Source organism: Luteimonas sp. R10 (assembly GCF_045689605.1).
In the GTDB taxonomy this organism is placed as follows: domain Bacteria; phylum Pseudomonadota; class Gammaproteobacteria; order Xanthomonadales; family Xanthomonadaceae; genus Luteimonas.
On sequence record NZ_CP141262.1, the window covers coordinates 3022725 to 3045644 of the forward strand.

At 70.9% G+C, this 22920-nt stretch carries 20 protein-coding genes; 6 read left to right on the plus strand and 14 right to left on the minus strand.

Annotated features, from left to right (window positions below):
- The first annotated feature begins 3 nt into the window (after positions 1-3).
- Positions 4-2373: an ABC transporter permease gene (locus U3649_RS13250; protein ID WP_407351782.1), complete on the plus strand. Its 2370-nt coding sequence runs from the start codon at positions 4-6 to the stop codon at positions 2371-2373.
- A 19-nt stretch (positions 2374-2392) separates the two neighbouring features.
- The gene (locus tag U3649_RS13255) at positions 2393-3670 is read left to right on the plus strand and encodes an efflux RND transporter periplasmic adaptor subunit (RefSeq protein ID WP_407351783.1); all 1278 of its coding nucleotides are present in this window, start codon (positions 2393-2395) and stop codon (positions 3668-3670) included.
- Positions 3671-3825: 155 nt separating this feature from the next.
- Here U3649_RS13255 and U3649_RS13260 read toward each other — a convergent pair whose 3' ends face one another.
- Together U3649_RS13260 and U3649_RS13265 are read right to left on the minus strand one after the other, a co-directional pair.
- On the minus strand, positions 3826-5718 hold the full coding sequence (locus tag U3649_RS13260; RefSeq protein ID WP_407351784.1) for an ATP-binding cassette domain-containing protein: 1893 nt from the start codon (positions 5716-5718) through the stop codon (positions 3826-3828).
- 459 nt (positions 5719-6177) lie between these two features.
- Positions 6178-7737: a protein adenylyltransferase SelO gene (locus U3649_RS13265; RefSeq protein ID WP_407351785.1), complete on the minus strand. Its 1560-nt coding sequence runs from the start codon at positions 7735-7737 to the stop codon at positions 6178-6180.
- A gap of 460 nt (positions 7738-8197) precedes the next feature.
- On the opposite strand from U3649_RS13265, the gene U3649_RS13270 reads away from it, so the two are divergent.
- Positions 8198-9997 carry a DEAD/DEAH box helicase gene (locus U3649_RS13270; protein WP_407351786.1) on the plus strand — a complete coding sequence of 600 codons (1800 nt, stop codon included), beginning with the start codon at positions 8198-8200 and terminating at the stop codon, positions 9995-9997.
- Between the two features lie 288 nt (positions 9998-10285).
- On the plus strand, positions 10286-11041 hold the full coding sequence (locus U3649_RS13275; RefSeq protein ID WP_407351787.1) for a type 1 glutamine amidotransferase: 756 nt from the start codon (positions 10286-10288) through the stop codon (positions 11039-11041).
- Here U3649_RS13275 and U3649_RS13280 read toward each other — a convergent pair.
- The 4 genes from U3649_RS13280 to U3649_RS13295 form a co-directional block, all read right to left on the minus strand.
- Positions 11038-11538, minus strand: a complete 501-nt coding sequence (locus tag U3649_RS13280) for a pyridoxamine 5'-phosphate oxidase family protein (RefSeq protein ID WP_407351788.1) — start codon at positions 11536-11538, stop codon at positions 11038-11040. The two genes, U3649_RS13275 and U3649_RS13280, sit on opposite strands and share 4 nt — an antisense overlap.
- Before the next feature lie 61 nt (positions 11539-11599).
- Positions 11600-12877, minus strand: coding sequence for a threonine synthase (locus tag U3649_RS13285; RefSeq protein WP_407351789.1), 1278 nt, complete (start codon positions 12875-12877; stop codon positions 11600-11602).
- 4 nt (positions 12878-12881) lie between these two features.
- On the minus strand, positions 12882-13058 hold the full coding sequence (locus U3649_RS13290; RefSeq protein WP_407351790.1) for a hypothetical protein: 177 nt from the start codon (positions 13056-13058) through the stop codon (positions 12882-12884).
- A complete protein-coding gene (locus U3649_RS13295) occupies positions 13055-13813 on the minus strand; it encodes a sulfurtransferase (protein ID WP_407351791.1) in 759 nt (252 codons plus the stop codon). Before U3649_RS13295 ends, U3649_RS13290 begins: the two co-directional genes overlap by 4 nt.
- Before the next feature lie 232 nt (positions 13814-14045).
- Between U3649_RS13295 and U3649_RS13300 the strand changes: the two genes are divergently transcribed.
- Complete coding sequence (locus tag U3649_RS13300) at positions 14046-14420, plus strand: VOC family protein (RefSeq protein ID WP_407351792.1); 375 nt, start codon at positions 14046-14048, stop codon at positions 14418-14420.
- A gap of 49 nt (positions 14421-14469) precedes the next feature.
- On the opposite strand, the gene U3649_RS13305 is transcribed toward U3649_RS13300, so the two are convergent.
- From U3649_RS13305 to U3649_RS13330, 6 genes are all read right to left on the minus strand, one after another.
- On the minus strand, positions 14470-15201 hold the full coding sequence (locus U3649_RS13305) for a hypothetical protein (RefSeq protein ID WP_407351793.1): 732 nt from the start codon (positions 15199-15201) through the stop codon (positions 14470-14472).
- A 69-nt stretch (positions 15202-15270) separates the two neighbouring features.
- Positions 15271-15780, minus strand: coding sequence for a hypothetical protein (locus tag U3649_RS13310; RefSeq protein WP_407351794.1), 510 nt, complete (start codon positions 15778-15780; stop codon positions 15271-15273).
- 166 nt (positions 15781-15946) lie between these two features.
- On the minus strand, positions 15947-17275 hold the full coding sequence (locus U3649_RS13315) for an MFS transporter (RefSeq protein WP_407351795.1): 1329 nt from the start codon (positions 17273-17275) through the stop codon (positions 15947-15949).
- 19 nt (positions 17276-17294) lie between these two features.
- Positions 17295-17660 (minus strand): DUF6164 family protein, encoded by a 366-nt coding sequence (locus U3649_RS13320; protein WP_407351796.1) that lies wholly within the window; start codon positions 17658-17660, stop codon positions 17295-17297.
- A gap of 81 nt (positions 17661-17741) precedes the next feature.
- Positions 17742-18197, minus strand: a complete 456-nt coding sequence (locus U3649_RS13325; protein ID WP_407351797.1) for a PA2169 family four-helix-bundle protein — start codon at positions 18195-18197, stop codon at positions 17742-17744.
- A 255-nt stretch (positions 18198-18452) separates the two neighbouring features.
- Positions 18453-20501, minus strand: a complete 2049-nt coding sequence (locus tag U3649_RS13330) for a prolyl oligopeptidase family serine peptidase (protein ID WP_407351798.1) — start codon at positions 20499-20501, stop codon at positions 18453-18455.
- A 274-nt stretch (positions 20502-20775) separates the two neighbouring features.
- Here U3649_RS13330 and U3649_RS13335 point away from each other — a divergent pair, with 274 nt between their 5' ends.
- A complete protein-coding gene (locus U3649_RS13335) occupies positions 20776-21255 on the plus strand; it encodes a peptidylprolyl isomerase (RefSeq protein WP_407351799.1) in 480 nt (159 codons plus the stop codon).
- 197 nt (positions 21256-21452) lie between these two features.
- On the opposite strand, the gene U3649_RS13340 is transcribed toward U3649_RS13335, so the two are convergent.
- Entirely contained in the window at positions 21453-22091 is a 639-nt protein-coding gene (locus tag U3649_RS13340; protein WP_407354621.1) for a hypothetical protein, read from the minus strand.
- A gap of 40 nt (positions 22092-22131) precedes the next feature.
- Positions 22132-22836 (minus strand): DUF998 domain-containing protein, encoded by a 705-nt coding sequence (locus tag U3649_RS13345; RefSeq protein ID WP_407351800.1) that lies wholly within the window; start codon positions 22834-22836, stop codon positions 22132-22134.
- Between the last annotated feature and the right edge of the window lie 84 nt (positions 22837-22920).

Consider the following 22920-nt stretch of genomic DNA (forward strand, 5'->3'; position numbering starts at 1 on the left):
CCGATGGCGATCTCGGCACTGAACCGGAAGCTGCTGCGCGATCTGCTGGCGATGGCCGGCCAGGCCACGGCGATCGCGCTGGTGCTCGCCGCCGGCATGACCATGTGGGTGATGTACCTGTCGAACTTCCAGTCGCTGCAGCGCACCCAGCAGGCCTATTACGAGCGCCAGCGCTTCGCCGACGTGTTCGCCTCGCTCAAGCGCGCGCCCGCGCCGCTGATCGAGCGTATCGCCGCCATCCCCGGTGTGGTTCGCGCGGAAGCGCGGGTCGTGGCCGACGTGGTGCTGGACGTGCCGGGCCTGGAGGAGCCGGCCAGCGGCCGCCTGATCTCGGTGCCGGCGGACCGGCGCCCGGACCTCAACGACCTGCACCTGCGCGCCGGACGCTGGATCTCGCCGACCCGCGCCGACGAGGTGATGGCCAGCGAGTCCTTCACCGAGGCGCACGGCTTCCACGTCGGCGACCGGGTGGCGGCCATCATCAACGGCCGCAAGCGCACGCTGGAGATCGTCGGCATCGTGCTGTCGCCGGAGTACGTCTACAGCATCCGCCCCGGCGAGCTGGTGCCCGACGACCGGCTGTTCGGCGTGTTCTGGATGGAACGGCGCGCGCTGGCCAGCGCCTTCGACATGGAGGGCGGATTCAACGACGTCATCCTGAAGCTGGCCCCGGGGGCGCTGGCCGACGACGTCATCGCCCGGCTGGACACGCTGCTGGAGCGTTACGGCGGCCTCGGCGCCATCCCGCGCGCGCTGCAGCCCTCGCACTGGACGCTGGACGCCGAGCTCCAGCAGCTGCGCAGCATGGGCATCGCGGTACCGGCGATCTTCCTGCTGGTCGCCGCGTTCGTTCTCAACGTGGCGCTCAGTCGCGCACTGGCGCTGCAGCGGCCGCAGCTGGCCGCGCTCAAGGCGCTGGGCTACCGCAACGACGAACTCGCCTGGCATTACCTGAAGTGGGCGCTGGCGATCGCCGCGGCGGGCGCGCTGCTGGGGGTGGCCGCCGGCGCCTGGCTCGGCGCGGCCATGACCGACCTGTACGCGCAGTACTTCAGCTTTCCCGACACCGACTACCGCGTCTCGCCGGCGGTGGTGCTCGGCGCGGTGGCGGTCAGCCTGCTGACGGCGATGGCGGGCGCGTACTCGGCGGTGCGGCGCGCGGTACGGATCCCGCCGGCAGAGGCGATGCGGCCGGAGCCGCCGGCGCGCTACCGGCGCAGCCTGATCGAACGGCCCGGGCTGCGCGAGCGGTTCGGCATGGCCGCGCGCATGATCCTGCGCAACCTCGAGCGACAGCCGCTGCGCGCGCTGGCGTCGGTCACCGGCATCGCCTTCGCCGCCGGCATCCTGCTGTTCGAATTCGCGCTGATCGCCTCCACCGAGCGCCTGATCACGATCCAGTTCTCGGTCGCCGAACGCCAGGACGTGACGGTCAACTTCGTCGAGCCCGCGTCGTCGACCGCGCACCATGCCCTGGCACGGCTACCCGGCGTGCTGGCGGTGGAGCCGCAGCGCACGGTACCGGCGCGCCTGCGCGCGGGCTTTCGTCACCGCGACCTTGCCGTCACCGGGTTGCCCGCCGATGCGCGGCTGCGCCGCATCGTCGACAGCGACGGGCAGGCGATGGCGCTGCCGCCGGAGGGGCTGGTGCTGTCGACGATGCTGGCGCGCGTGCTCGACGTCGCGCCCGGCGACCGCGTCACCCTCGACATCCTGCAGGGCAGCCGGCCGCGCCGCGAAGCCCAGGTGGCCGGGCTGGTCGACGACGCGGTCGGGTTGTCGGCCTACATGGAGATCGACGCGGTACGCCGCCTGATGCGCGAGGGCGGCACCCTGTCCGGCGCGGCGCTGAAGATCGACCCGGCGCAGGAGCAGGCGCTGTCGCGGGCGCTCAAGGCGCTGCCGGTGATCGCCGGCGTGGCGATCAAGCGCACCGTGATCGAGAACTTCCGCGAGACGCTGGCGCAGAACATCGGCCTGATGATCGGCATCAACGTGCTGTTCGCCGGCATCATCGCCTTCGGCGTGATCTACAACGCCGCGCGGGTGTCGCTGTCGGAGCGCTCGCGTGAGCTGGCCAGCCTGCGCGTGCTCGGCTTCACCCGCGCCGAGATCTCGCTGATCCTGCTGGGCGAGCTGGCGATCCTGACCGCGCTCGCGTTGCCGCTCGGCATGGGACTGGGCTACGGCATGGCGCTGGCGATGGTGCGTTCGATCGAGAGCGAGGTCTACCGTTTCCCGCTGGCGGTCGCCCCGGCCACCATGGCCTGGTCGGCGCTGGTGGTGATCGCCGCCGCCGCCGTCTCCGGCCTGATCGTGCGCCGCCGGCTCGACCGGCTCGACCTGGTCGGCGTCCTGAAGACACGAGAATGACACTCGAGGAGTGAGCACGATGCCGCGTCTCCGCGATTCCCTGCGCAGGGTTCCCGCCTTCTTCGGCCGCTTCGGCTTCCTGAAGAAGCGCAGCGTGCTGTTCGGCGGCGCAGTGGTCCTGGCCCTGTTGCTGGTCGCGCTGTGGCCGCGCGCGGTGGAGGTCGATCTCGCCGCCGCGACCGTCGGCGAACTGCTGGTCACCGTCGACGAGGAAGGCGAGACCCGCGTGCGCGAGCGCTACATGGTGTCGGCGCCGGCCGCCGGCGAGATCCGCCGCATCGAACTGGAACCGGGCGATCCGGTCGAGGCCGGGCGCACGGTGGTGGCGCGGCTGCGGCCCTCGGCGCCGGTCCCGCTGGACGTGCGCACGCGCGCCGAGACCGAAGCCGCCGTGCAGGCAGCGGAAGCCGCACTCGGGCGCGCGCAGGCCGAACGCGCGCGCGCCGAGACCGTGGCCACGCGGGCGCAGCGGCGCTACGCCAGGTTGCGCGAGCTGCAGGACAGCGGCGCGATCGCGCGCGACACGATGGAGGCGCAACAGGCCGAGGCACAGGCGGCGCGCGACGCCTTCGAATCGGCCGAGCATGCGGTCGCGCAGGCGCGGCACGAACTGGCGGCCGCGCGCGCGCGACTGATCCGGCAAGGCGCCGTCGCGGAGGACTCCGCGCCGGACGACGCCGGCCATGCGGACGGCGACGACCTGCTGGTGTTCGCCCCGGTCGACGGCGTGGTGCTGCGGCGCCTGCGCGAGAGCCGCGGCGTGGTGCCCGCCGGGGCGGAGCTGCTGGAGGTCGGCGACGCCCGCGGCCTGGAGATCGTCGCCGACCTGCTGTCCTCCGAGGCGGTGCGGGCATCGCCCGGCGATCCGGTGCTGATCGAGCAATGGGGCGGCGGCGACACCCTGCGCGGGCGGGTGCGGCGGATCGAGCCGGCCGGCTTCCTCAAGATCTCGGCGCTGGGCGTGGAGGAGCAGCGGGTCAACGTGATCATCGACTTCGAGGACCCGGTGGAGGCGCGCGAGGCGCTCGGAGACGCCTACCGGGTCGAGGTGCGGATCGTCGTCTGGCGCAAGCCGGACGCGCTCAAGCTGCCGGTCGGCAGCCTGTTCCGCGAGGGCGAGGACTGGGCGGTGTTCGTCGCCGAGGACGGCCGTGCGCGGCTGCGAACGCTGGTACTGGGGCCGCGCAACGACCGCGAGGCGGAAGTGAAGGAAGGGTTGCGCAAAGGCGAGCAGGTGGTGCTGTATCCGGCTGACGACCTCCGCGACGGCGCGCGCATCAAACCGCGCAAGAACTGAACCGTGCTGTCAGGTGCACGCGGCCGGCAATGGCCGCGCCGCTTCTGTTCGATCCTGCGAGACGCCCTCTCCCTGTGGGAGCGACGGAAGTCGCGACCCTGCGAAGTCGCGACTTCCGTCGCTCCCACATCTGAGTGGCCGACGACGATTTCCCGTCAGCTGGAGGACGCGTCCTCCAGCGCTTCCCAACGCGCATAGGCAGCTTCCAGTTCCTTCTGGGCCTCGGCCAGGGCCGCATTGTGGGCCGTGACGGCGGCGGCGTCGCGCCGGTAGAACGCCGGGTCGGCGATATCCGCCGTGAGCTCGGCGACCCGTGCTTCCAGGCGTTCGATGGTGGCGGGCAGTTGTTCCAGCTCACGCGTCTCGCGGTAGCCGAGTTTGCGCCTGGGCGTCGGCGCGGCGGCGACAGGCGGCGCTTCCGCCCTGGCCGCGACACCCGGCCGGGCATCGGCGGAATCCGCGACCGGCGCAGGACGCTGCCGCAACCAGTCGCTGTACCCGCCCACGTACTCGCCGACCCGCCCGTCGCCCTCCATCACCAGGGTGGAGGTCACCACGTTGTCGAGGAAGTCGCGGTCGTGGCTGACCAGCAGCAGCGTGCCCGGGTAGTCGGCCAGCAGTTCCTCCAGCAGTTCCAGCGTCTCGACGTCGAGGTCGTTGGTCGGCTCGTCCATCACCAGCAGGTTCGACGGCTGCGCGAACAGCTTCGCCAGCAGCAGCCGGTTGCGCTCCCCGCCCGACAGCCGCGTGATCGGCGCGCGCGCGCGCTCGGGCGTGAACAGGAAGTCCTGCAGGTAGCCGACCACGTGCTTGCGCCTGCCCCCGACCTCGACGAACTCGAGCCCTTCGGCGACGTTCTCCAGCGCGTTCCAGTCCTCGCGCAGCGCGGCGCGGTACTGGTCGAAGTAGGCGACCTGCAGCTGGGTGCCGATGCGGATCTCGCCGGACTGCGGCTGCAGCTGGCCCAGCAGCAGCTTCAGCAGGGTGGTCTTGCCGGTCCCGTTGGCGCCGATCAGGCCGATCCGGTCGCCGCGCAGGACGGTGCCGCTGAAGTCGCGCACCAGCGGCTTGCCGGGATAGCCGAAGGACACGTGCTTGGCCTCGATCACCTTCTTGCCGGAGTTGCCGGCCTGCGCGGTTTCCATGCGCACGCTGCCGCCCAGGTCGCGGCGCTGCGCGCGCTCGCGGCGCATCGCCTCCAGCCGGCGCACGCGTCCTTCGTCGCGGGTGCGCCGTGCCTTGATGCCCTGGCGGATCCAGACCTCTTCCTGCGCCAGCAGCTTGTCGAAGCGCGCGTTCTCCTGCGCCTCCGCGTTCAGCCGCTCCTCGCGGCGCCGCTGGTAGTTGGTCCAGTCGCCGGGCCAGTCGCTGACCTGGCCGCGGTCGATCTCGACGATCCGGGTGGCCAGCGCGCGCAGGAAGCGGCGGTCATGGGTCACGAACACCAGCGCGCCCGCCCAGCCCTTCAGGAACCCTTCCAGCCAGTCGATCGCGGCGATGTCGAGGTGGTTGGTCGGCTCGTCCAGCAGCAGCACGTCGGGCGCGGACACCAGCGACCGCGCCAGCAGCACGCGGCGCTTCATGCCGCCGGAGAGCCGGCCGAAGACGTCGTCGCCGTCGAGGCCGAGCCTGGCCAGCGTCTCCTCGACCCGCTGGTCGGCCGACCAGCCGTCGGCGGCTTCGATCTTGGCCTGTACGGCCGACATCGCGTCGGCATCGAACTCGTCGGCGTGGCTGAGACGGTGGAACTCCGCCAGCCAGGCGCCCAGCTCGCCCATGCCCTCGGCGACCACGTCGAACACCGTGCCGGAGGCGCCCGCCGGCACCTCCTGCTCCAGGCGCGAGATGCGCACCCCGCCCTCGCGGCGGATCGCGCCGTCGTCGGGCCGCAGGTCGCCGGACAGCAGCCGCAGCAGGGTGGACTTGCCGGCGCCGTTGCGGCCGATCAGGGCGATGCGCTCGCCGGAATCGATCGACAGGCAGACTTTTTCGAGCAGGAGCGGGCCGCCGACGCTGTAGTCGACGCCGTTCAGGGTGATCAGGGGCATCGGGATAGTCTAGCGGCTGCCGGCCTCCGGGGGCTGATGGCGGGCTGACCAGCCCCTGTTCGCCGGTCGCCGCAGGCAGTACATTTGCGCCACGATCGCCCACCCACCAGCGGAGCACGCCATGGCCAAGAGCCTGGACAAGAAGAAGGAAGACAAGAAGAAACCGGAAAAGTCGCTGAAGGAAAAGCGCGCGGCCAAGAAGGAAAAGAAAGCCGGCAAATGAGCCGGCTTTCTTTTTCGCGGCTGCCGGCGCCGCCTCGCCCTGTGGGAGCGACGGAAGTCGCGACCCTGGGAATTTTGCGCACTTCCGACAGCACCGGCACCGAGGTGCCCGTCGCGACTTCCGTCGATCCCACGTGACGGATCACCTTCCGGCCTGATTCGGGTATGGCCGGCCCGGGACGCATGCGTGCAGCGGAGCAAGCTTCGCTCTACGCGGATTGCTGCGATGCGCGCCGCCTAGGAGCTGCATGAGAGCATCGAGCAGCCGGCGCGGTCGCGGGCCCAGTCCGGCCGCCGGGCGGCGAACTGTTCGCGGCCCGGCTGCTCCTCGTAGGGCCGGCGCATCACCTCCAGCAGCTCATGGATGCCGCCGTCGTCGCCCGCATGGGCGCGATCGATCGCCTGCTGCGCCAGGTAGTTGCGCAGCACGTAGCGCGGGTTGGCGGCGTTCATGCGTTCCCGCCGCTGCTGCGGCGTCAGCGGGTCGTCGTGCAACCGCGCCGCGTAGCGCGCCAGCCAGTCGAGAAAGCCTTCCTCGTGCGCGCGCAGCTTGGCGTCGTCGTAGAACGCGTCGCGCAACGGGCCCAGCGCCGGCTGGTCCGGATCGAACTCGGCCAGGCCGCGAAAGAACAGGGTCATGTCGACCTCGCCCGCGCGCAGCAGCGCGTACAACTGCGCGGCGAGCGCTGGATCGCCGTCGCGGCATTCGGCCAGGCCCAGCTTGCGGGCGACGTTGTCGCGGTCGACGCGCACGAACGCGGCGCCGTAGCGGTCGAGCCCGGCCTGCAGCGGCTCGATCCCGTCGAACAGCGGCGACAGCGCCTGCGCCAAGCGCGACAAATTCCAGTGCGCGACGCGCGGCTGCCAGCCGAAACGGTAGCGGCGGCCGTGGGCGTCGGTGGTGTTCGGCGTCCACTCCGGATCGTAGTCGTCGATCCAGCCGTACGGGCCGTAGTCGATGGTCAGGCCGAGGATCGACATGTTGTCGGTGTTGAGCACGCCGTGCACGAACCCGACCCGCATCCAGTGCGCGACCAGCACCGCGGTACGCTCGCAGACCTGCGCGAACCAGTCGCCGTACAGCGCCTCGCCCTCGCCTGCCAGCTCAGGAAAATCGCGGCGGATGGCGAAGTCGGCCAGCCTGCGCAGCAGGTCGACGTCGCCGCGCGAGGCCGGCAGCTCGAACGTGCCGAAGCGGATGAACGACGGCGCCACCCGGCAGACGACCGCGCCGGGCTCGTCCCGGGGATGGCCGTCGTAGAACATGTCGCGCTCGACCGTCTCGCCGGTCGCCACCAGGCTCAGCGCGCGGGTGGTCGGCACGCCGAGGTGGTGCATGGCCTCGCTGCACAGGAATTCGCGGATCGACGAGCGCAGCACCGCGCGGCCGTCGGCCATGCGCGAATACGGCGTCTTGCCCGCACCCTTGAGCTGCAGTTCCCAGCGGCCGCCGTCGGCGCCGATCGCCTCGCCCAGGGTGATCGCGCGGCCGTCGCCGAGCTGCCCGGCCCACTGCCCGAACTGGTGGCCGCCGTAGTTGGCGGCGAACGGCGCCATGCCGTCGAGCAACCGATTGCCACCGAACACCTGCGCGAATTCCGGCGAAGCGACGTCGGCCTCGGAAAACCCCAGCGCATCCGCCATCTCGCGCGAATGCGCGACCAGCTTCGGCGCCGGCACCGGCGTGGGCGCTACCCGCGACCACGCCGCGCCGTGCACCTGGCGCAGGCGCGGACCGGACTCCGGATCGCCGGGCAGATCGCGCACGAACGCGTTGTCGAACCGGGGAACATGCATGACACCGAGCCTAGCAGGGTGCCCGGCAACGCCGCGCCACGCAGTCTGCTTTTCGTCCGCATATCCCGCCCCGCAGGTCGGCTGAAGCCGCTCCTGGGTCCAGCTTCGGGATCTAAAGAGAGAGCAGGCAAGATAGTGGACTTCGGAGCCGGCGGCGCCCGCGCCGGGACACCCCGGCTCGGCCGGGCCGCGCCAGGCGGCCATCCGCCGCGGTGAGGCAGGCACCGTCGCCACGGGCGGTGCCAACGAACAGCTGCGCCGTGCAGTTCCTTTCGCCCACACGTCCCGGCCCGGGCACCGCATCGACGATTTGCTTCCGGATGCCCGGAAGCTTGCAAGCGTCGGAGCGGGAGCGATGCCGGGCATAGCTCGACCGCCACGACGAGACGTTCGCGCCGGAAGCGTAGAATGTTCGGTTGCCCCGAACGGCTCCCCGCTGGCGCCGAACAGAGAATTCTCCATGAGCGCCGAAACCGCCAACGAGCTCCGCTTCACCGACCTCGCCCTCTCCGAACCGTTGCTGCGCGCGCTGGCCGACGTCGGCTACGAGTCGCCCTCGCCGATCCAGGCCGCGACCATCCCGCCGCTGCTGGCCGGCCGCGACGTGCTCGGCCAGGCGCAGACCGGCACCGGCAAGACCGCCGCGTTCGCGCTGCCGGTCCTCAACCAGCTGCAACCGGCGGCGAAGAAGCCGCAGGCGCTGGTGCTCGCGCCGACCCGCGAACTGGCGATCCAGGTGGCCGAGGCGTTCCACAAGTACGCCCGCCACCTGCCGGGTTTCCACGTGCTGCCGGTCTACGGCGGCCAAGGCTACGGCCAGCAGCTGAGTGCGCTCAAGCGTGGCGTGCACGTGGTCGTCGGCACCCCCGGGCGGGTGATCGATCACCTGGAGCGCGGCTCCCTGGACCTGTCGGAGCTGCGCTGCCTGGTGCTGGACGAAGCCGACGAGATGCTGCGCATGGGCTTCATCGACGACGTCGAAGCGGTGCTGAAGAAAACCCCGGAGACGCGGCAGGTGGCGCTGTTCTCGGCGACGATGCCGCAGCAGATCCGGCGCATCGCGCAGACCTACCTCAAGGATCCGGTCGAGATCGCGATCAAGTCGAGCACCACCACCGCCAAGAACATCCGCCAGCGCTACTGGATGGTCAGCGGCGTCAACAAGCTCGACGCGCTCACCCGCATCCTCGAGGCCGAACCCTTCGACGGCATGCTGGTATTCGCGCGCACCAAGCTCGGCACCCAGGAGCTGGCCGACAAGCTGGCCGCGCGCGGGCTGTCGGCCGCCGCCATCCATGGCGACGTGGAGCAGAAGCAGCGCGAGAAGCTGGTGCAGTCGCTCAAGGACGGCCGCATCGACATCCTGGTCGCGACCGACGTCGCCGCGCGCGGACTCGACGTCGAGCGCGTCAGCCACGTCCTGAACTACGACATCCCCTACGACACCGAGAGCTACGTGCACCGCATCGGCCGCACCGGCCGCGCCGGGCGCAGCGGCGAGGCGATCCTGTTCGTGGCCCCGCGCGAGCGCGGCATGCTCGGCGCGATCGAGCGCGCGACGCGGCAGAAGATCGAGCCGATGGAACTGCCGAGCGTCGAGACCGTCAACGAGCGCCGCGTCGCCAAGTTCCTCGAGCGCATCGGCAGCGGCCTGGAGAGCGGCCAGATCGGCCTGTTCCGTGAGCTGATCGAGCGCTACGAGCGCGAGCACAACGTCCCCGCGGTCGAGATCGCGGCGGCGCTGGCGGGCCTGCTGCAGGGCGACACGCCGCTGCTGCTGGAGCCGCCGCGCGAACGGCCGAGGCCGGCGCCGGAACGCGGCGAGCGTGCCGAGCGCGGCGAACGGCGCCCCGCCCGCGACGACGCGCGCGCGGCCGAGCGCCCGCAAAGGCCGCGGGCAGTCCGCGACCAGGGCCCGCGAGCGCCGGAAGCCGGAATGGAAACCTTCCGCATCGAGGTCGGCCATCGCCACGGCGTGCAGCCCGGCAACATCGTCGGCGCGATCGCCAACGAGGCGGACCTGGAAAGCCGCTACATCGGCCGCATCGACATCCGCGACGACCACAGCCTGGTCGACCTGCCGGAAGGCATGCCGCGCGAACTGATGGAACACCTCAAGCGCGTGCGCGTGGCCGGGCAGCCGCTGCGCATGCGCCGCGCCGAGGCCGGCGACGTCGACGCGCCACCCCGCGGCAAGCGCCCTTCCGCGGGTCCGCCGCGCGGCAAGCCCGCCGGCCGGCCCAAGCCCGGAAAGCGCTGAGTCGCGAACGGTGGACCGGGCGCCGGGAACCGAAGCGGCACGAAAACGGCAGAGGCCTGAACCATCGCAACTCCGCCGTACCCTCACCCCAACCCCCGCTCCGCGCCCCGGCCCGCGCCAGCGGCGCGCACGCTCCACCGCACGCGCGCCAGTGGCGCGCAAGCCGTGCGTCTCGCCCCGAAGGGAGAGGGGCTTGAAAGCCGACTGCCGCAAGGTCGAACTTCGACTTCCGTAGGCAGAGCCGGGGGTTGCTTCGGAGGATGAAAAAACTCCGGCTAGAATCCGGCCATGTCCCGCATCCTGGTGTTCCAGCATGTCGCCGCCGAACCGCTCGGCACGCTCGACCCGCTGATCCGGCGGCGCGGGCACCGCATCCGCTTCGTCAACTTCGAACGCGAGCCGGATGCGCAGCCGAACGTCGACCGCTACCGCGGCCTGGTGGTGCTGGGCGGACCGATGAACGTCGACGACCGCGCGCACCGCCCGCACCTGCGCACCGAACTGCTGGCGATCGAACGCATGCTGCGGCAGGGAAAGCCGGTGCTGGGGATCTGCCTCGGCGCGCAGCTGCTCGCGCACGTGCTCGGCGCCGGCGTGGCGCGCCGCGAACGGCCCGAAATCGGCTGGTACCCGCTGCACGTCACCGACGCCGGGCGCGGCGACCCGGTGCTGGCACCGCTGCAGGCCGCCGCCCCGGTGTTCCAGTGGCACCGCTACCAGTTCGAGATCCCGCGCGAGGCCGTGCACCTGGCGCGCACCGAGACCTGCGAACCGCAGGCCTTTCGCTGGGGCGACAGCGCCTACGGCTTCCAGTTTCACCTGGAAATGGACCAGCCGCTGGTCGAGCGCTGGCTGCACAACCCGCACTATCGCGAGGAACTGTTGGCCTCGGGCCTGCCGCACGACGCACGGGCGATTCAGGCGCAGACGCGGCAACACATCGCCGCGATGCAGGCCAACGCCCACGCGGTGTTCAACAATTTCCTCGACCTCGTCGGCCGTCCACAGAAGCTCTATACCCTGCCCACGCGCGAGTTCTTCTAGGACAGGTCCACGCGCTCGTTGCCGGCCGCCTTTCCGCGATCGCCGGTCACCGCGGCGCTGGCGATGTCCAGCGCCCTGCCGATGGCGGTGCCGGGGCCTTCCCAGTATTCGGCCGTCCTGGCGTCGACGTGGATCAGGCGCAGCTGCGGGTCGTGCTCGCCTTCCGGGAAGAAGACCCGCATCGTCGGCGACCACAGCTGCTCGAGCTTGGCGCGATCATCGACGATGGTGGCGATGCCCGACACCGAGACGTAGGTGCCACTGGACGGATTGGCATAGGCGACGCTGACCTGCGGATTGGCGCCGATCTCCGCCACATTGCCGCTGTCGGCACGGGTAATGAACCAGAGGTCGCCATCGAACTCGACCTCCTGCGTGCCCATCGGCCGGCTCACCAGCCGGCCATCCGGGGTCGCGGTGGTAAGCATGGCGATGTCCACGCCCTCGATGAGTCTGGCGAGCTTGCGGATGTGGTCGCTGCGGTCGTGGTCGCTCACGGAAGGGCCCTCCGCCGGAATTACGCCCATGACAACGCAACTCCCGCATAAGGCGGGTGAATCACCCGGCGTTAACGCCGTCGCCGGCCTGCAACAAGTGCCGCAATGCGGGCAGGTACTTCTCCGCCGAGCCGGTGTTGACCGCGACCACGCGCTCGCCGGCGGCCAGCAGGCCGCGGTCGAGCAGCTGCGGCAGCGCTGCCAGGCACGCGGCCCCTTCCGGCGAGATCCAATCCCGGGTGCTCCGCCACCGGGCTACGAGCTCCTGAGCGATCTCGGCCTCGCTCACCGCCACCGCTGCGCCGCCGCTGGCACGCACGATCTGCAGCACGCGGAAGTGGCCGACGCCGCCGGGCACGTTGAGCCCGGTGGCGAGGGTCGCGCCCGCGGGCATCGCCGTCGTGTCCTCGGCGCCGTCGTCGAAGGCGCGCACCAGTGGCGCGGTCGAGGCGCTCTGCACGCACAGCATGCGCGGCCGCGCGCTGCCGATCAGGCCGAGCGCCTCGAGCTCGTCCCAGGCCTTCCACATGCCGAGCACGCCGGTGCCACCCCCGGTCGGGTAGATCACCGCATCCGGCAGCGACCAGCGCGTCTCGCCGGGCGCGGGCTCCGCCAGTTCCAGGCCGAGCGATTTCTTGCCCTCGATGCGCCAGCCCGGTTCCTGGAAGGTCGCGACCGAGAAATAGCCCTGCGGCAGGTAGCGCTCGCGCAGCAGCGCCGCCGCCTCGCGGATGGTGGGACCGGCGAGCTCGAGAATGACCTGTTGCGGGTGGCGGTGCGCGGCGGCGGCGACGTTGCCGAGGATCGGCATCGGCGTATCGCCCGGCATCGCCACGACCACTGACAACCCGCCCGCCAGCGCGTAGCGCACCAGTGAATCGCCGGCGTTGCCCTGTGTCGGCACCGCGAGCTTCGCCAGCCCCAGCCGCCGCGCCCGGGCGACGACCATCGCCATCCCACGGTCCTTGAAGCTCTGGGTCGGGTTGGCACCAAATCCCGGGTGCGCCCTGCCCTCGTCCTTGACCCGCAGGTCGAGCGCGGCGCGGCGCGCGAGCGGATGGTCGCGGTAGTCGAGCAGCGGAGTGTGGCCTTCACCGAGCGCGACCACATGCGCGGCATCGGCGGGGTCCGACACGTCCAGCGCCATCAGCGCGCCGAAGCGCCACATGTCACGGCGCCCCGGGTCGTACCAGGCGGCATGCGGCCTGTCCGCCGCCAAGCGCTCGAGGTCGAGCACCATCTCCAGCGGCCGGCCGTCGGCCGGGTCGAGGTTCATCGGCGCGTCGGCCGGGTACTCGACCCCCGACCCGAGACCGCGCAGGCAGCGCACGTAGCTCATCGGCTCATGGCCCGAGCACGTGGATCACCTCGGCCAGTTCCGGCCAGCCGAACAGCGGCGCGAGGAACCAGTACGCGCCGACGATCACCAGCAGCCACATCGCCAGCTTCAGCGCGAAACCGACCAGCTTGAAGGCCAGGTACAGGCCGAGAATGATGACGACGATCCCGAGCCAGCTCACGCGGCATCCTCCAGGCTTTCACCACCGTCGACCCGCGGCCGCAAGGTCGGATCCAGGGCGACGCGGCCGTCGAACACGAAGCAGTCGCCCTCGTAGCCATACCCGCCGACCTGCTCGAAGTAACCGAGGATCCCGCCGTCGAGCTGCAGGACACGGGGCATGCCGGCATCTTTCATCCACAGCGCGGCCTTCTCGCAGCGGATGCCGCCGGTGCAGAAACTCACCACGGTCGCATCCGCCAGCGCCTCGTGATGCGGCGCCAGCGCCTCCGGCAGCTCGCCGAAGCTGTCGATCGGCAGCTTCAGCGCGCCGGCAAAACTGCCGTGGCCGACTTCCTCGCGGTTGCGGGTATCCAGCAGCACCAGCGGCCGGCCGTCATCGTCCGTGCCGCGGCGGATCCAGCGCGCGAGTTCGGAAGCCGTGACCGCGGGCGCGCGACGTCCCAACGGGGCGGTGCCGGGGCGGCGGAAGCGGATGATCTCCGGCTTGACCTTGACCTTCAGGCGCGCAAACGGCTGTGCGCGGCTGCGGCTGAACTTCGTCGGCAGCCGGGAAAAGCGGGGATCTCCGCCGAGCCGCGCGAGAAAGGTATCCACGGCGCCCGCCTCGCCGGCCAGGAACAGGTTGATCCCCTCCCCGGCCACCAGCACGGTGCCGCGCAGGCCGCCTGCCTCCGCCCAGGCGCGTACCTGCCGCGCCACGGCGACCGGATCCTCGATGGCGACGAAACGGTAGGCGGCGACGTTGCTCAGCATCTGCGGATTGTACCGGCTGCCCGCGGCGGGCGGCCGCCATGCACGCCCTCCGGTCGCGTGTCGGCGCACGGTGACGGTCGGGCAATCGCCCGCTAGCACCCGCTCATCGGAACCGGCAAACGCTCAACCTAAAGGTTGACAATCAACCGGGTCCGGATATATTCAACCACATGGTTTTTAATCACACGCCGGCCGGTCCGACCCGCCAGCGCACGTCCGCAGGAGAGACGCCATGAATCCACCTTCCCCGTCGATCAAGGGCGGCCGCAACATCGCCGTGAAGGTCCCGCCGCACGCCTGGGACGCAACGGTCGCCTTCTATCGCGACGTGCTCGGGCTGAAGCCGATCACCGGCCACGAACCCGCGACCGGCTTCGAGTTCGGCGCCAACCAGCTGTGGATCGACCGCGTGCCGACGCTCAGCCAGAGCGAGGTCTGGCTGCAGGTGACCACCGACGACATCGACGCCGCGCGTGCGCGGCTCGAGGCCGCGAATGTCGTGCGCTGCGACGAAATCGAGCCGCTCGGGGAAGGCGCCCGCTCGTTCTGGATCCTGAGCCCGGCCTCGATCGTGCACCTGGTCTCGCCGTCGGAACGCGAGTGGTGACCTCGGCCGCAGCGACGGCCGGTGCCGCCGGCGCGCCCGCAGCTGCGGCTCAACGACGCGCGAAGTACTGCGAAGAAGTGCAGACGGCGATGTCCTCGGCGCTCGGCGCGGGCATCTCGCTGCCGCGCAGGCCCATCACCCGGACCACATCGTTGTCGTCCTCGGAGATCTTGGCGATCGCCAGGTAGTCGGTCTTGAAGTCCCGGCAGAAGGCGCTGCCGGGACTGAGCGTCGGCGACTTCTCCGACACCACCCGCCGCAGCTCGACCGGATGCTCGGCGCCGATCATCAGCGCGTCGGCATAACGTTCGCCCGGGCGGTATTCGTCGCCGCCGCGCACGATGGCGACGCGTTCGGTGACGAACTCGGCACCGTTCTCGCCGCGGATCAGCGCACCCTCGATGGTCACGTTGCCGGTGACCGACTCGGCGATCGGGTTGCCGGACTCGAACGTTCCCAGCGCCACCGGATGCAGCATCGGCGGAGCCGCGCGTTCCGTGGCCCGGGTCGGATCGGCCTCCGGCACGTCCGCGGGCGGTGGCGCCTGGACCACGACGGGCGCGGTGCGCACCGTCGCGCCGGTCGCGGTCTCCGGTGCCGGCTGGCAACCGGCCGCAAGGGCGAGTACCGAAAAGGCACAGGCGATCTGGGCGGCGCGCATGCGCCGGGGGGGCTGCTTCATCACCAGGAACTCCATCGCAAAGGACCTCCAGCGCACGAGCTCGGGGGAGGCAAGGCTGGAGTTCGTATTATGCGGTTGGAGATGCGCAAAGTTGTTCAATACGCGTGAAACCGACGCCCAACTTCCGCGATCGGGTGCTCAAGTTCCGGAAGCGGATGCGCGTGCGCGTCACCTGCGGGCTTCATAATGCGCCGCGGCGCACAGGGCGATGTCCTCGGCGGTGGCGGCCGGCATCGATTCGCCGCGCAGCGCGACCAGCTTGACGGCGTCGCCGCGGTCCGATGGCACGCTCGCCAGCGCGATGTAGTCGGCCCCGGTTTCTCCACAGAGCGCCGCGCCCGGATCCGCGTCCGGCGGGGTCTCCTCCAGCACTCGGCGCAGCTCCACCGGCTGTTCGCTGCCGACCGCCAGCACGTCGGCGTAGCGCTCGCCGCTCCGGTACTCGTCGCCGGCACGGACGATGGCGACGCGCTCGGTGACGAACCCGGCGCCGTTGGCGCCGCGGATCACGTCGTCCTCGAGCGTCAACCTGCCGGTGGCGGCCTCCGCGACCGGGTCCTCGGGCTCGAACTCTCCGAGCGCCACCGGCCGCACTTCCGGCGGTGCCGCACGTTCGACCCGTGCCTCGGACGGATCCGGCTCGGGATGTTCCTGAGGCGCCGGCGCGGTGCTCTCCACCGGGGGGTTTGCGGCATCGTCGGTCGGCCCGGGTTGCGACCGATTGCAACCGGCAAGCCCCCATGGCACGGCCGCGATACAGAGTACGAGGGAGAGGCGGCGGAGTTTGGCATTCATCGCAAGCGACCGGTGAACGAGACAGCGCCCGATCATAGAAGGAAGGCATTCACGCCACGTGAGCGCGCCCGGCGTCGCCGGCGACGTCATCTGCCCCGTATCCGCGTCGCGGCACTGCCAGCAGTGCCCCCAGCGTCAGCAACGCCGCCGCGCACAGATACCAGCCGACCGAATCCAGTCCATGGCGGCCCGCCAGCCAGGTGGCGACGTACGGCGCCAGCGACGCGCCGAAGATGCCCGCCAGGTTGAACGCCAGCGAGGCGCCGGTGTACCGCACCGCGGTCGGAAACTGCTCGGCCAGCAGGGTACCGACCGGCCCGTAGGTCAGGCCCATCAGGCCCAGCCCAAGCACCAGGAACAGCAGCGTACCGCCGAGACTGCCGGCGACGAACAACGGCGCGAAGCACAGCCCGAAGGCGAAGATCGCGATCGTCGCCAGGATCATCGCGCGGCGGCGGCCGTGGCGGTCGGCATACAGCGCCGCCAGCGGGATGGTGATCCCGAAGCACACCACCCCCAGCATCTGCAGCCACAGGAACTGCTCGCGCGTGTAGCCGAGCTGCGAGGTGCCCCAGCTCAGCGCGAACACCGTCATCAGGTAGAACAGCACGAAGGTCGCCAATGCCAGCACCGTGCCGCGCAGCAGTGCGCGCGGGTACCGCAGCAGCACTTCCGCCATCGGCAGGCGCACGCGCTCCTGCCGGTCGAGCACGCGCTGGAAGGCGGGCGTCTCGTGGATGCGCAGCCTTACCCACAGGCCGACGGCCACCAGCACCGCGCTCGCGAGGAACGGGACCCGCCAGCCCCAGGCGAAGAAGGCGGCGTCGTCCATCAGGGCCGTCAGCAACAGGAAGACGCCGGTCGCCATGAAAAAGCCGATCGGCGCGCCGAGCTGCGGGAACATGCCGTACCAGGCGCGCTTCTCCGGCGGCGCGTTCTCGGTGGCCAGCAGCACCGCCCCGCCCCACTCGCCACCCAGCCCGAGCCCCTGCCCCAACCGGCACAGCGCCAGCAGCACCGGCGCCGCCATGCCGATCTGGGCGTGGGTCGGCAGCAGGCCGATGACCACGGTCGACACGCCCATCGTCAGCAGTGCCGCGACCAGGGTCGTCTTGCGTCCGACACGGTCGCCGAAGTGCCCGAACACGGCCGAGCCGACGGGGCGGGCGAAGAACGCCAGCGCGAACGTCGCCAGCGACTGCAGCGTCGCCGACGCCGGATCGGCCGCCGGAAAGAACAGCGCCGGAAACACCAGCACCGCGGCGGTGGCGTAGATGTAGAAATCGAAGAACTCGATGGTGGTGCCGACCATGCTCGCGAACAGCACCCGGCGCCGGCCGGCGCCGGCGTGCGCTTCCCGTCGCCCGGCCGCCGTCATCCGCGCCGCACCGTCGACGTCACCGCCACAGCAGGTAGCCGGGCAAGGCCATCAATGCCAGCAGCAGCACGATGCCCAGCACCCGCAGCAGGACCCATCCGGGCCGCTCGCGCAGCAGCGAGGCGAACGTCTCGGCGCTCCCGTCGCGGCGCGCGGCCGCGTGCTCGGCGCGAACGCGGGTCCGGCGCTCGTCCTGGTAGGCGGCCATCAGCCGCTTGGCTTCGGCGACGTCGCTGTCGTGCTTGACCCAGATCCCGCCGTGCGAAATGCCGAACGGGCCCGGCCTGGTCTGGTACCACGCGATGCGGTGCGCATCCAGGAAACCGCACACGTCCGCGATCTCGTCGTCGGGCACATGGCGCAGGTTGAGCAGCAGTTTCGACATGCCGCCATGATACCCGGCCGAACGGGACCGGACGCCCGACGGCCGGCCAGCCGCCGGCCCCCGGGCGCCTCGACGTGTCCTTTACGCAGCGTGCTTCATCGCCAGTTTGCGGTCGCGCATCACCTGGTGGCAGGAACGCACTTCCGGCAGCAGCCGATTGACGATGTCGCGGGCGGCGACCGGAACGTCCTCGTCGTTGGCGGCCTTCTCGAAGGCCTCCAGCAGCCGGTCCTCCGACTCTTCGAGTTCGGCGACGTAGCCATAGGCCTTGTCGCCGAGCGTGGCGCGGACCTTGCCGTAGAACTGCTGCATGCCGCCGACCGCGGTGCCGGAGGTTTCCGCCTTGCCGCCGGCCGCCTGCACCGCGCCGCCGAGTTCGTTGACGATCGCCGCCTTGACGCCGGCGATGCGGGTGAACAGTGCCTTGAGGTCGGCGTCGTCGACCTTGCCCGCGGCCTCTTCGTAGAACTCCTGGCCGTCGCGGGCGATCTCGATGAGGTCGTTGAGGGTATGGGTGGTCTTGTCATGTTCGTTCATGGTGGGGGCTCCATGGTCTGCCGCCGGGATCGGCCGGGCCGATCCCGGTACGGAAGCGGGTGGGATGCGGCGTTGTCGCCGGAAGTGTGCGCACCGCGTGGTGCGAACAAGCGCGACACTAGCAACGTCCGGCTCAAGGCAGCGTGACGTGCCGACGGCACCTGCGGCCGGAGAACGGGATCGGACGCACGCGATTGCGTTCACGGCGCCGGACCGGTTCGGCCAGGGCGCCGCGTACAGGCGGAGCCGATGGGTTCACGCCGCGTCTTCGGCCGCCCCGGACTCCGGCAGGCGGTGGTCGATCTCGTACTTCGGCGGCTCGCCGCCCGGTCCCTGCAGGTAGTGCTCCATCCAGCGCATCAGCCGCAACGAGTAGTCCCAGCGCGATGCGGTGCGCGCATTGCCGTGGCCCTCGCCCGGATACAGCACCAGCCGCACCGGCGCCTGGCCGGCGAGTTTCAGGTAGCGGTACATCATGTACGACTGCATCGGCGGCACGCGCGGGTCGGCCTCGCCGTGCAGGATCAGCGTCGGCGTGCGCGACTTCTGCGCGTGCGTGATCGGACTGGCCTGGCGGTACAGCTCCGGCGCCTCCCACGGCCAGGTGCCCATGTGCACCAGATACTGCTCCTGCGGGATGTCGCCGGTGGTGACCAGGCTGGCCTGGTCGGAGATGCCCACGAACATCACCGACGCGGCGAAGCGCTCGCTGTAGTAGGTGGCGCCCCAGGCGCTGGCGTAGCCGCCGTAGGAACCGCCGGTGATGCCGACCTTGTCGCGATCGACCAGGCCGATTTCGACCAGGTGATCGACGCCGTCGACCAGGTCGTCGAACTGCTCCATGCCGGGGCGGCCGCGGTCGAGCTTCGAGAACGCGACGCCACGCCCGGTGCTGGCGCGATAGTTGGGGAAGAACATTGCGAAGCCGCGCGCGGCGGCGTATTGCGCCGGCTGCGCGTAGCTGCTCATCCAGCCGTTGGAATAGTGCGACTCCGGGCCGCCGTGCACCACCAGGATCAACGGCACGCGGCGGCGGCCGCGGCGCTCGAGCGGATGCACCAGCACGCCCTCGAGCTCGAGGCCGTCGCGGGCGCGGTAGCGCACCGCCTCCTGCTCCGCGAAGCGCACATCGGCGAGCCAGGGATTGCTGTCGGTCAGGCGCCGCGGCACGGCCGCGCCGGCGGCGAGATGGAAGACTTCGTTCGGATGCGTCGGCGCGTTCGCCAGCAGTGCGATCTCGCCGTTGCCGGCCACGCTCAGGCCGTACCAGACCGGCCCTTCCGCCGCGAGCACGGTGCGCTGTCCGCCGCCATCGACGCCGATCTCGCCGAGCCGGCTCTGCACGCCCTCGTGGCTGATGAACAGCAGCCGCGAGGCGTCGCGCCAGCCGACACTCCAGACATGCCCTTCCAGGCCCGGCAGCAGGTCGCGCTGCTCGCCGCCGTCCTTGCCGACCACGGTCAGCCGGCCTTCGCGCGGATCGTGCGCGTCCTCGGCGGAAACGATCGCCAGGTGCTCGCCGTCCGGGCTCCAGGCCAGGTCGCCGAGCTTGCCTGGGTTGTCGACGCGCCCGAGCTCGCGCCCGTCGGGCGCGATGATGCGCACGCGCGCGAACACCAGGGTGTCGTCGGTCAGCTGGCGCGGCGCGACCACCAGCGCCAGGCGGTCGCCGGCGGGGCTCCACAGCACCTTCTGCACGCTGCCCTCGACCTCGACGCGGCGCGGCTCCGCCCGGTCGTCGCCGAGGTCCCGGATCCACAGTTGCACCGGCCGCCAGTCTTCCTCGTACACCTTCTGCGTGAAGCCCTTCTTCTTCAGCGCCTTCAGGGCCTCGCTCTCCGGCTCGGGCGCCAGCAGCGCCGCCTGGCGGCCGTCCGGCGACAGGCTGAATGCGGAAATGTCGGTGTCGAGCGCGGCGAGCCGCTTCGCCTCGCCGCCGCGCAGCGGGATCCGGTACAGCGCCGAGGTCTTGTCGTCCCCGCGCTTGGACAGGAACGCGATCGCGCGCCCGTCGGGAAACCAGGCCGGCGCCCGCACCACCACCTCGCCGGTCACGAAACCGCGGCCGTTGCCGGCGCGGTCGACCACGTGCAGCTCGGCATGGGCGGTCCCGTCCTTGTCCACGCCGGGGCGCCGCGGGACCGACAGCACGTACGCGGTCTCGCTGCCGTCCGGGCTGATCGCGATCTGCGTCGCCATGCGCGTCTTCGCGATCTGCTCCAACGTCATGCCGCCGCGCGCCTGGGCATTGGCCGCGGCGGCGGCGAACAGCAGCGACAGCAGCAGCAACCGCAATGCACGCATGGATTCCGCTCCACGTTCAGGAAGCCGCACTGTGCCACAGCGGCCGGCGCCGAAGAAGCGCGAGCGCCGGCCGTGCGTGGAACCGGCGGAATGCCCGCACAGGCGCCGTGGCGCCCACAGCGGCAAAACGGCACGTGTATCCGTGCCCTCGATATTCACGCGTACGGTTGCGATCGCCGCCCGAGTTGTCTAGCCTCCATCAGTTGCACCATCTCTCGCGCCGTGAATCGACCGGTGCACTCCCCACTCCACCCATTCATCGAGGAGATCACCCATGGAGATCGCCGCCGAGTGCGTCGCCACCATCCATTACACCCTGACCGACGACAACGGCCAGGTCATCGACAAGTCGCCCGAGGCGCGGCCGCTGAGCTACCTGCACGGTGCCGGCAACATCGTGCCCGGCCTCGAGAAGGCGCTGACCGGGAAGAAGCCCGGCGATTCGCTGGAAGTCGACGTCAAGCCCGAGGAGGCCTACGGCGAACGCAACGAGAACCTGGTCCAGGCCGTGCCGCGCGAGGCGTTCAAGGGCGTGGACTCGGTCGAGCCGGGCATGCAGTTCAAGGCGCAGACCGATCGCGGTCCGCTGCTGGTGACCGTGGTCGAAGTGGGCGACGAGCAGGTCAAGATCGACGGCAACCATCCGTTGGCCGGCCGCAACCTGCATTTCGCCGTCGAGGTCGCGGAAGTCCGCGAGGCCTCGTCGGAAGAAAAGCAGCTCGGCCAGGCGAACCAGCCGCAAGCCGCCGCCTGAGCGATCGCCGGCTGTCTGTCGAACGCCGCCGGCGCACCGCACCGGCGGCAGTCCCGTCGTCGGGACGCATCCACCACTTGGCGCGGGTCCGGACTCGCCCCCCCACGGGTCGAACGCCTGCGTGCCTTGATCCGCGAGCAAGTCTCCGGTTCACGTAATCCCCGAACCCGTTGAGAGACCGCTGGCGGGCGCCTGCACTACTGCCAGGCGTTGACCGTCCGCCGGAGGTTGTCGCGCGCCCGCGCGTCGTATCGCGCGTGGAAGAAATCGCTCAGGAAGATCCGCGGCTTCGCCAGCAGCGCCTTCAGGAACCGGCGGCGATTGAGCCGGAACAGCCAGCCCGGCACACGGCCCCGGTATTCGGCGGCGATGCCCCGGTGGTAGGCGTCGAATGCCGCCGGTTCGGCGCCGAGGATCGCCATGTCGCAGTCGAGGAAGTGGCGCGTGTCGTCCGCTTCCGGGCCGCTGCCGAAATCGCCGGGGCCGTGCTGGCCGTGCCGCGCCGTCAGCTCGATCAGGGCGGCAACCCGCGCCGCGTCGACGCCCGCCTCCGGCAGCCAGCGTGCGATCGCCTCGACCGCCATCCGTGCCGAGCGTGCCTCGTTGTCGCGCCGGCCGGCTTCGTACACCGCGTCGTGGTACAGCACCGCAAGCCAGGTCTCGACCGGCTGCATCCAGCCGGGGCCCGCGGCCACGTCGGTGTAATGCCGCAACACTTCGCCGACGTGCGCGAAATCATGATAGGCGCGCGGCGGGCTCTCGTAGGCGGTCAACAGCGCCTCGCGCTGCGGCTGCGGCAGGACCGGCGCCGTACATACGGCAAACGGATCGTCGATGCGTGTGGTCACGGGCCTCGGCTCGTCGCGTCGTGGTGTCTCATGTTGCGCCGCTTCCGGACACGGTGCCATCCGCCTGCCGCGTCGCCGGGGAAGGCGCCCGGTTCGGCCTGCGCGCGTCGCGCCACAGCCAGATCGACATCGTCGCCAGCCAGGCCGCGATGATCGCGATCAGCCCCTTCTGCGACAGCCCTCGCGGCAGTTCCCGCCACAATGCCAATACCCAGACCCCGGCGAACGCGACCAGGGCCACGGTGAAGGCCGCGGCGAATCTCCGCCGCCAGCGGCGATCGCCGCGCAGTCGCCACGCCTGCAGCAGCATCGCCGTGGTCACGCACAGGAACGCCGTCTGCGCCGCGACCCCGTGCAGCCAGTTCCACAGTGTCGGCGGCAGGCCGGCCTGCGCGGTCGGCGCGAACGCGGTCACGCCGAGCCCGGCCGCCGCCAGCAGGAACAGCAAGGTCGGCGCGCCGCTGCGCCCCGAATCCGGCAACGCGCGATACCAGCCGACCGCCAGCGCCACGATCGCACAGGCCAGGGCCACATAGCCCGCCTGCAGCCAGCGCCCTTCGTCGCCCAGCAGGTAGAAGCTCATCGGCGTCCGGATCCAGTCGAGCTCGGCGCGCGCGAACTGCAGTACCACCGCGGCCAGCAGGAACAGCACAATGCCGCCCAGCGCGGTGCCGGCCATCGGCCGCAGCAGCGGGTCCGGAACCACGCCGGAAGCGGACGTCAACGATGGCACGCCAACCTCCTCGGCAGCCGGCGTGCCATGGACAGGCGGTCGTCTGCCGGTTTCAGTCACCTTTGGCATGTGCATCCTCCCCGC

Excerpts from the sequence above, each read along its gene's own strand:
- U3649_RS13255 (WP_407351783.1), top strand. The coding sequence starts at position 2,393 with ATGCCGCGTCTCCGCGATTCCCTGCGCAGGGTTCCCGCCTTCTTCGGC.
- U3649_RS13295 (WP_407351791.1), bottom strand. The coding sequence starts at position 13,813 with ATGCTGAGCAACGTCGCCGCCTACCGTTTCGTCGCCATCGAGGATCCG.
- U3649_RS13315 (WP_407351795.1), bottom strand. The coding sequence starts at position 17,275 with ATGACGGCGGCCGGGCGACGGGAAGCGCACGCCGGCGCCGGCCGGCGC.
- U3649_RS13270 (WP_407351786.1), top strand. The coding sequence starts at position 8,198 with ATGAGCGCCGAAACCGCCAACGAGCTCCGCTTCACCGACCTCGCCCTC.
- U3649_RS13335 (WP_407351799.1), top strand. The coding sequence starts at position 20,776 with ATGGAGATCGCCGCCGAGTGCGTCGCCACCATCCATTACACCCTGACC.
- U3649_RS13260 (WP_407351784.1), bottom strand. The coding sequence starts at position 5,718 with ATGCCCCTGATCACCCTGAACGGCGTCGACTACAGCGTCGGCGGCCCG.
- U3649_RS13285 (WP_407351789.1), bottom strand. The coding sequence starts at position 12,877 with ATGAGCTACGTGCGCTGCCTGCGCGGTCTCGGGTCGGGGGTCGAGTAC.
- U3649_RS13250 (WP_407351782.1), top strand. The coding sequence starts at position 4 with ATGGCGATCTCGGCACTGAACCGGAAGCTGCTGCGCGATCTGCTGGCG.
- U3649_RS13330 (WP_407351798.1), bottom strand. The coding sequence starts at position 20,501 with ATGCGTGCATTGCGGTTGCTGCTGCTGTCGCTGCTGTTCGCCGCCGCC.
- U3649_RS13275 (WP_407351787.1), top strand. The coding sequence starts at position 10,286 with ATGTCCCGCATCCTGGTGTTCCAGCATGTCGCCGCCGAACCGCTCGGC.
- U3649_RS13325 (WP_407351797.1), bottom strand. The coding sequence starts at position 18,197 with ATGAACGAACATGACAAGACCACCCATACCCTCAACGACCTCATCGAG.
- U3649_RS13300 (WP_407351792.1), top strand. The coding sequence starts at position 14,046 with ATGAATCCACCTTCCCCGTCGATCAAGGGCGGCCGCAACATCGCCGTG.
- U3649_RS13320 (WP_407351796.1), bottom strand. The coding sequence starts at position 17,660 with ATGTCGAAACTGCTGCTCAACCTGCGCCATGTGCCCGACGACGAGATC.
- U3649_RS13265 (WP_407351785.1), bottom strand. The coding sequence starts at position 7,737 with ATGCATGTTCCCCGGTTCGACAACGCGTTCGTGCGCGATCTGCCCGGC.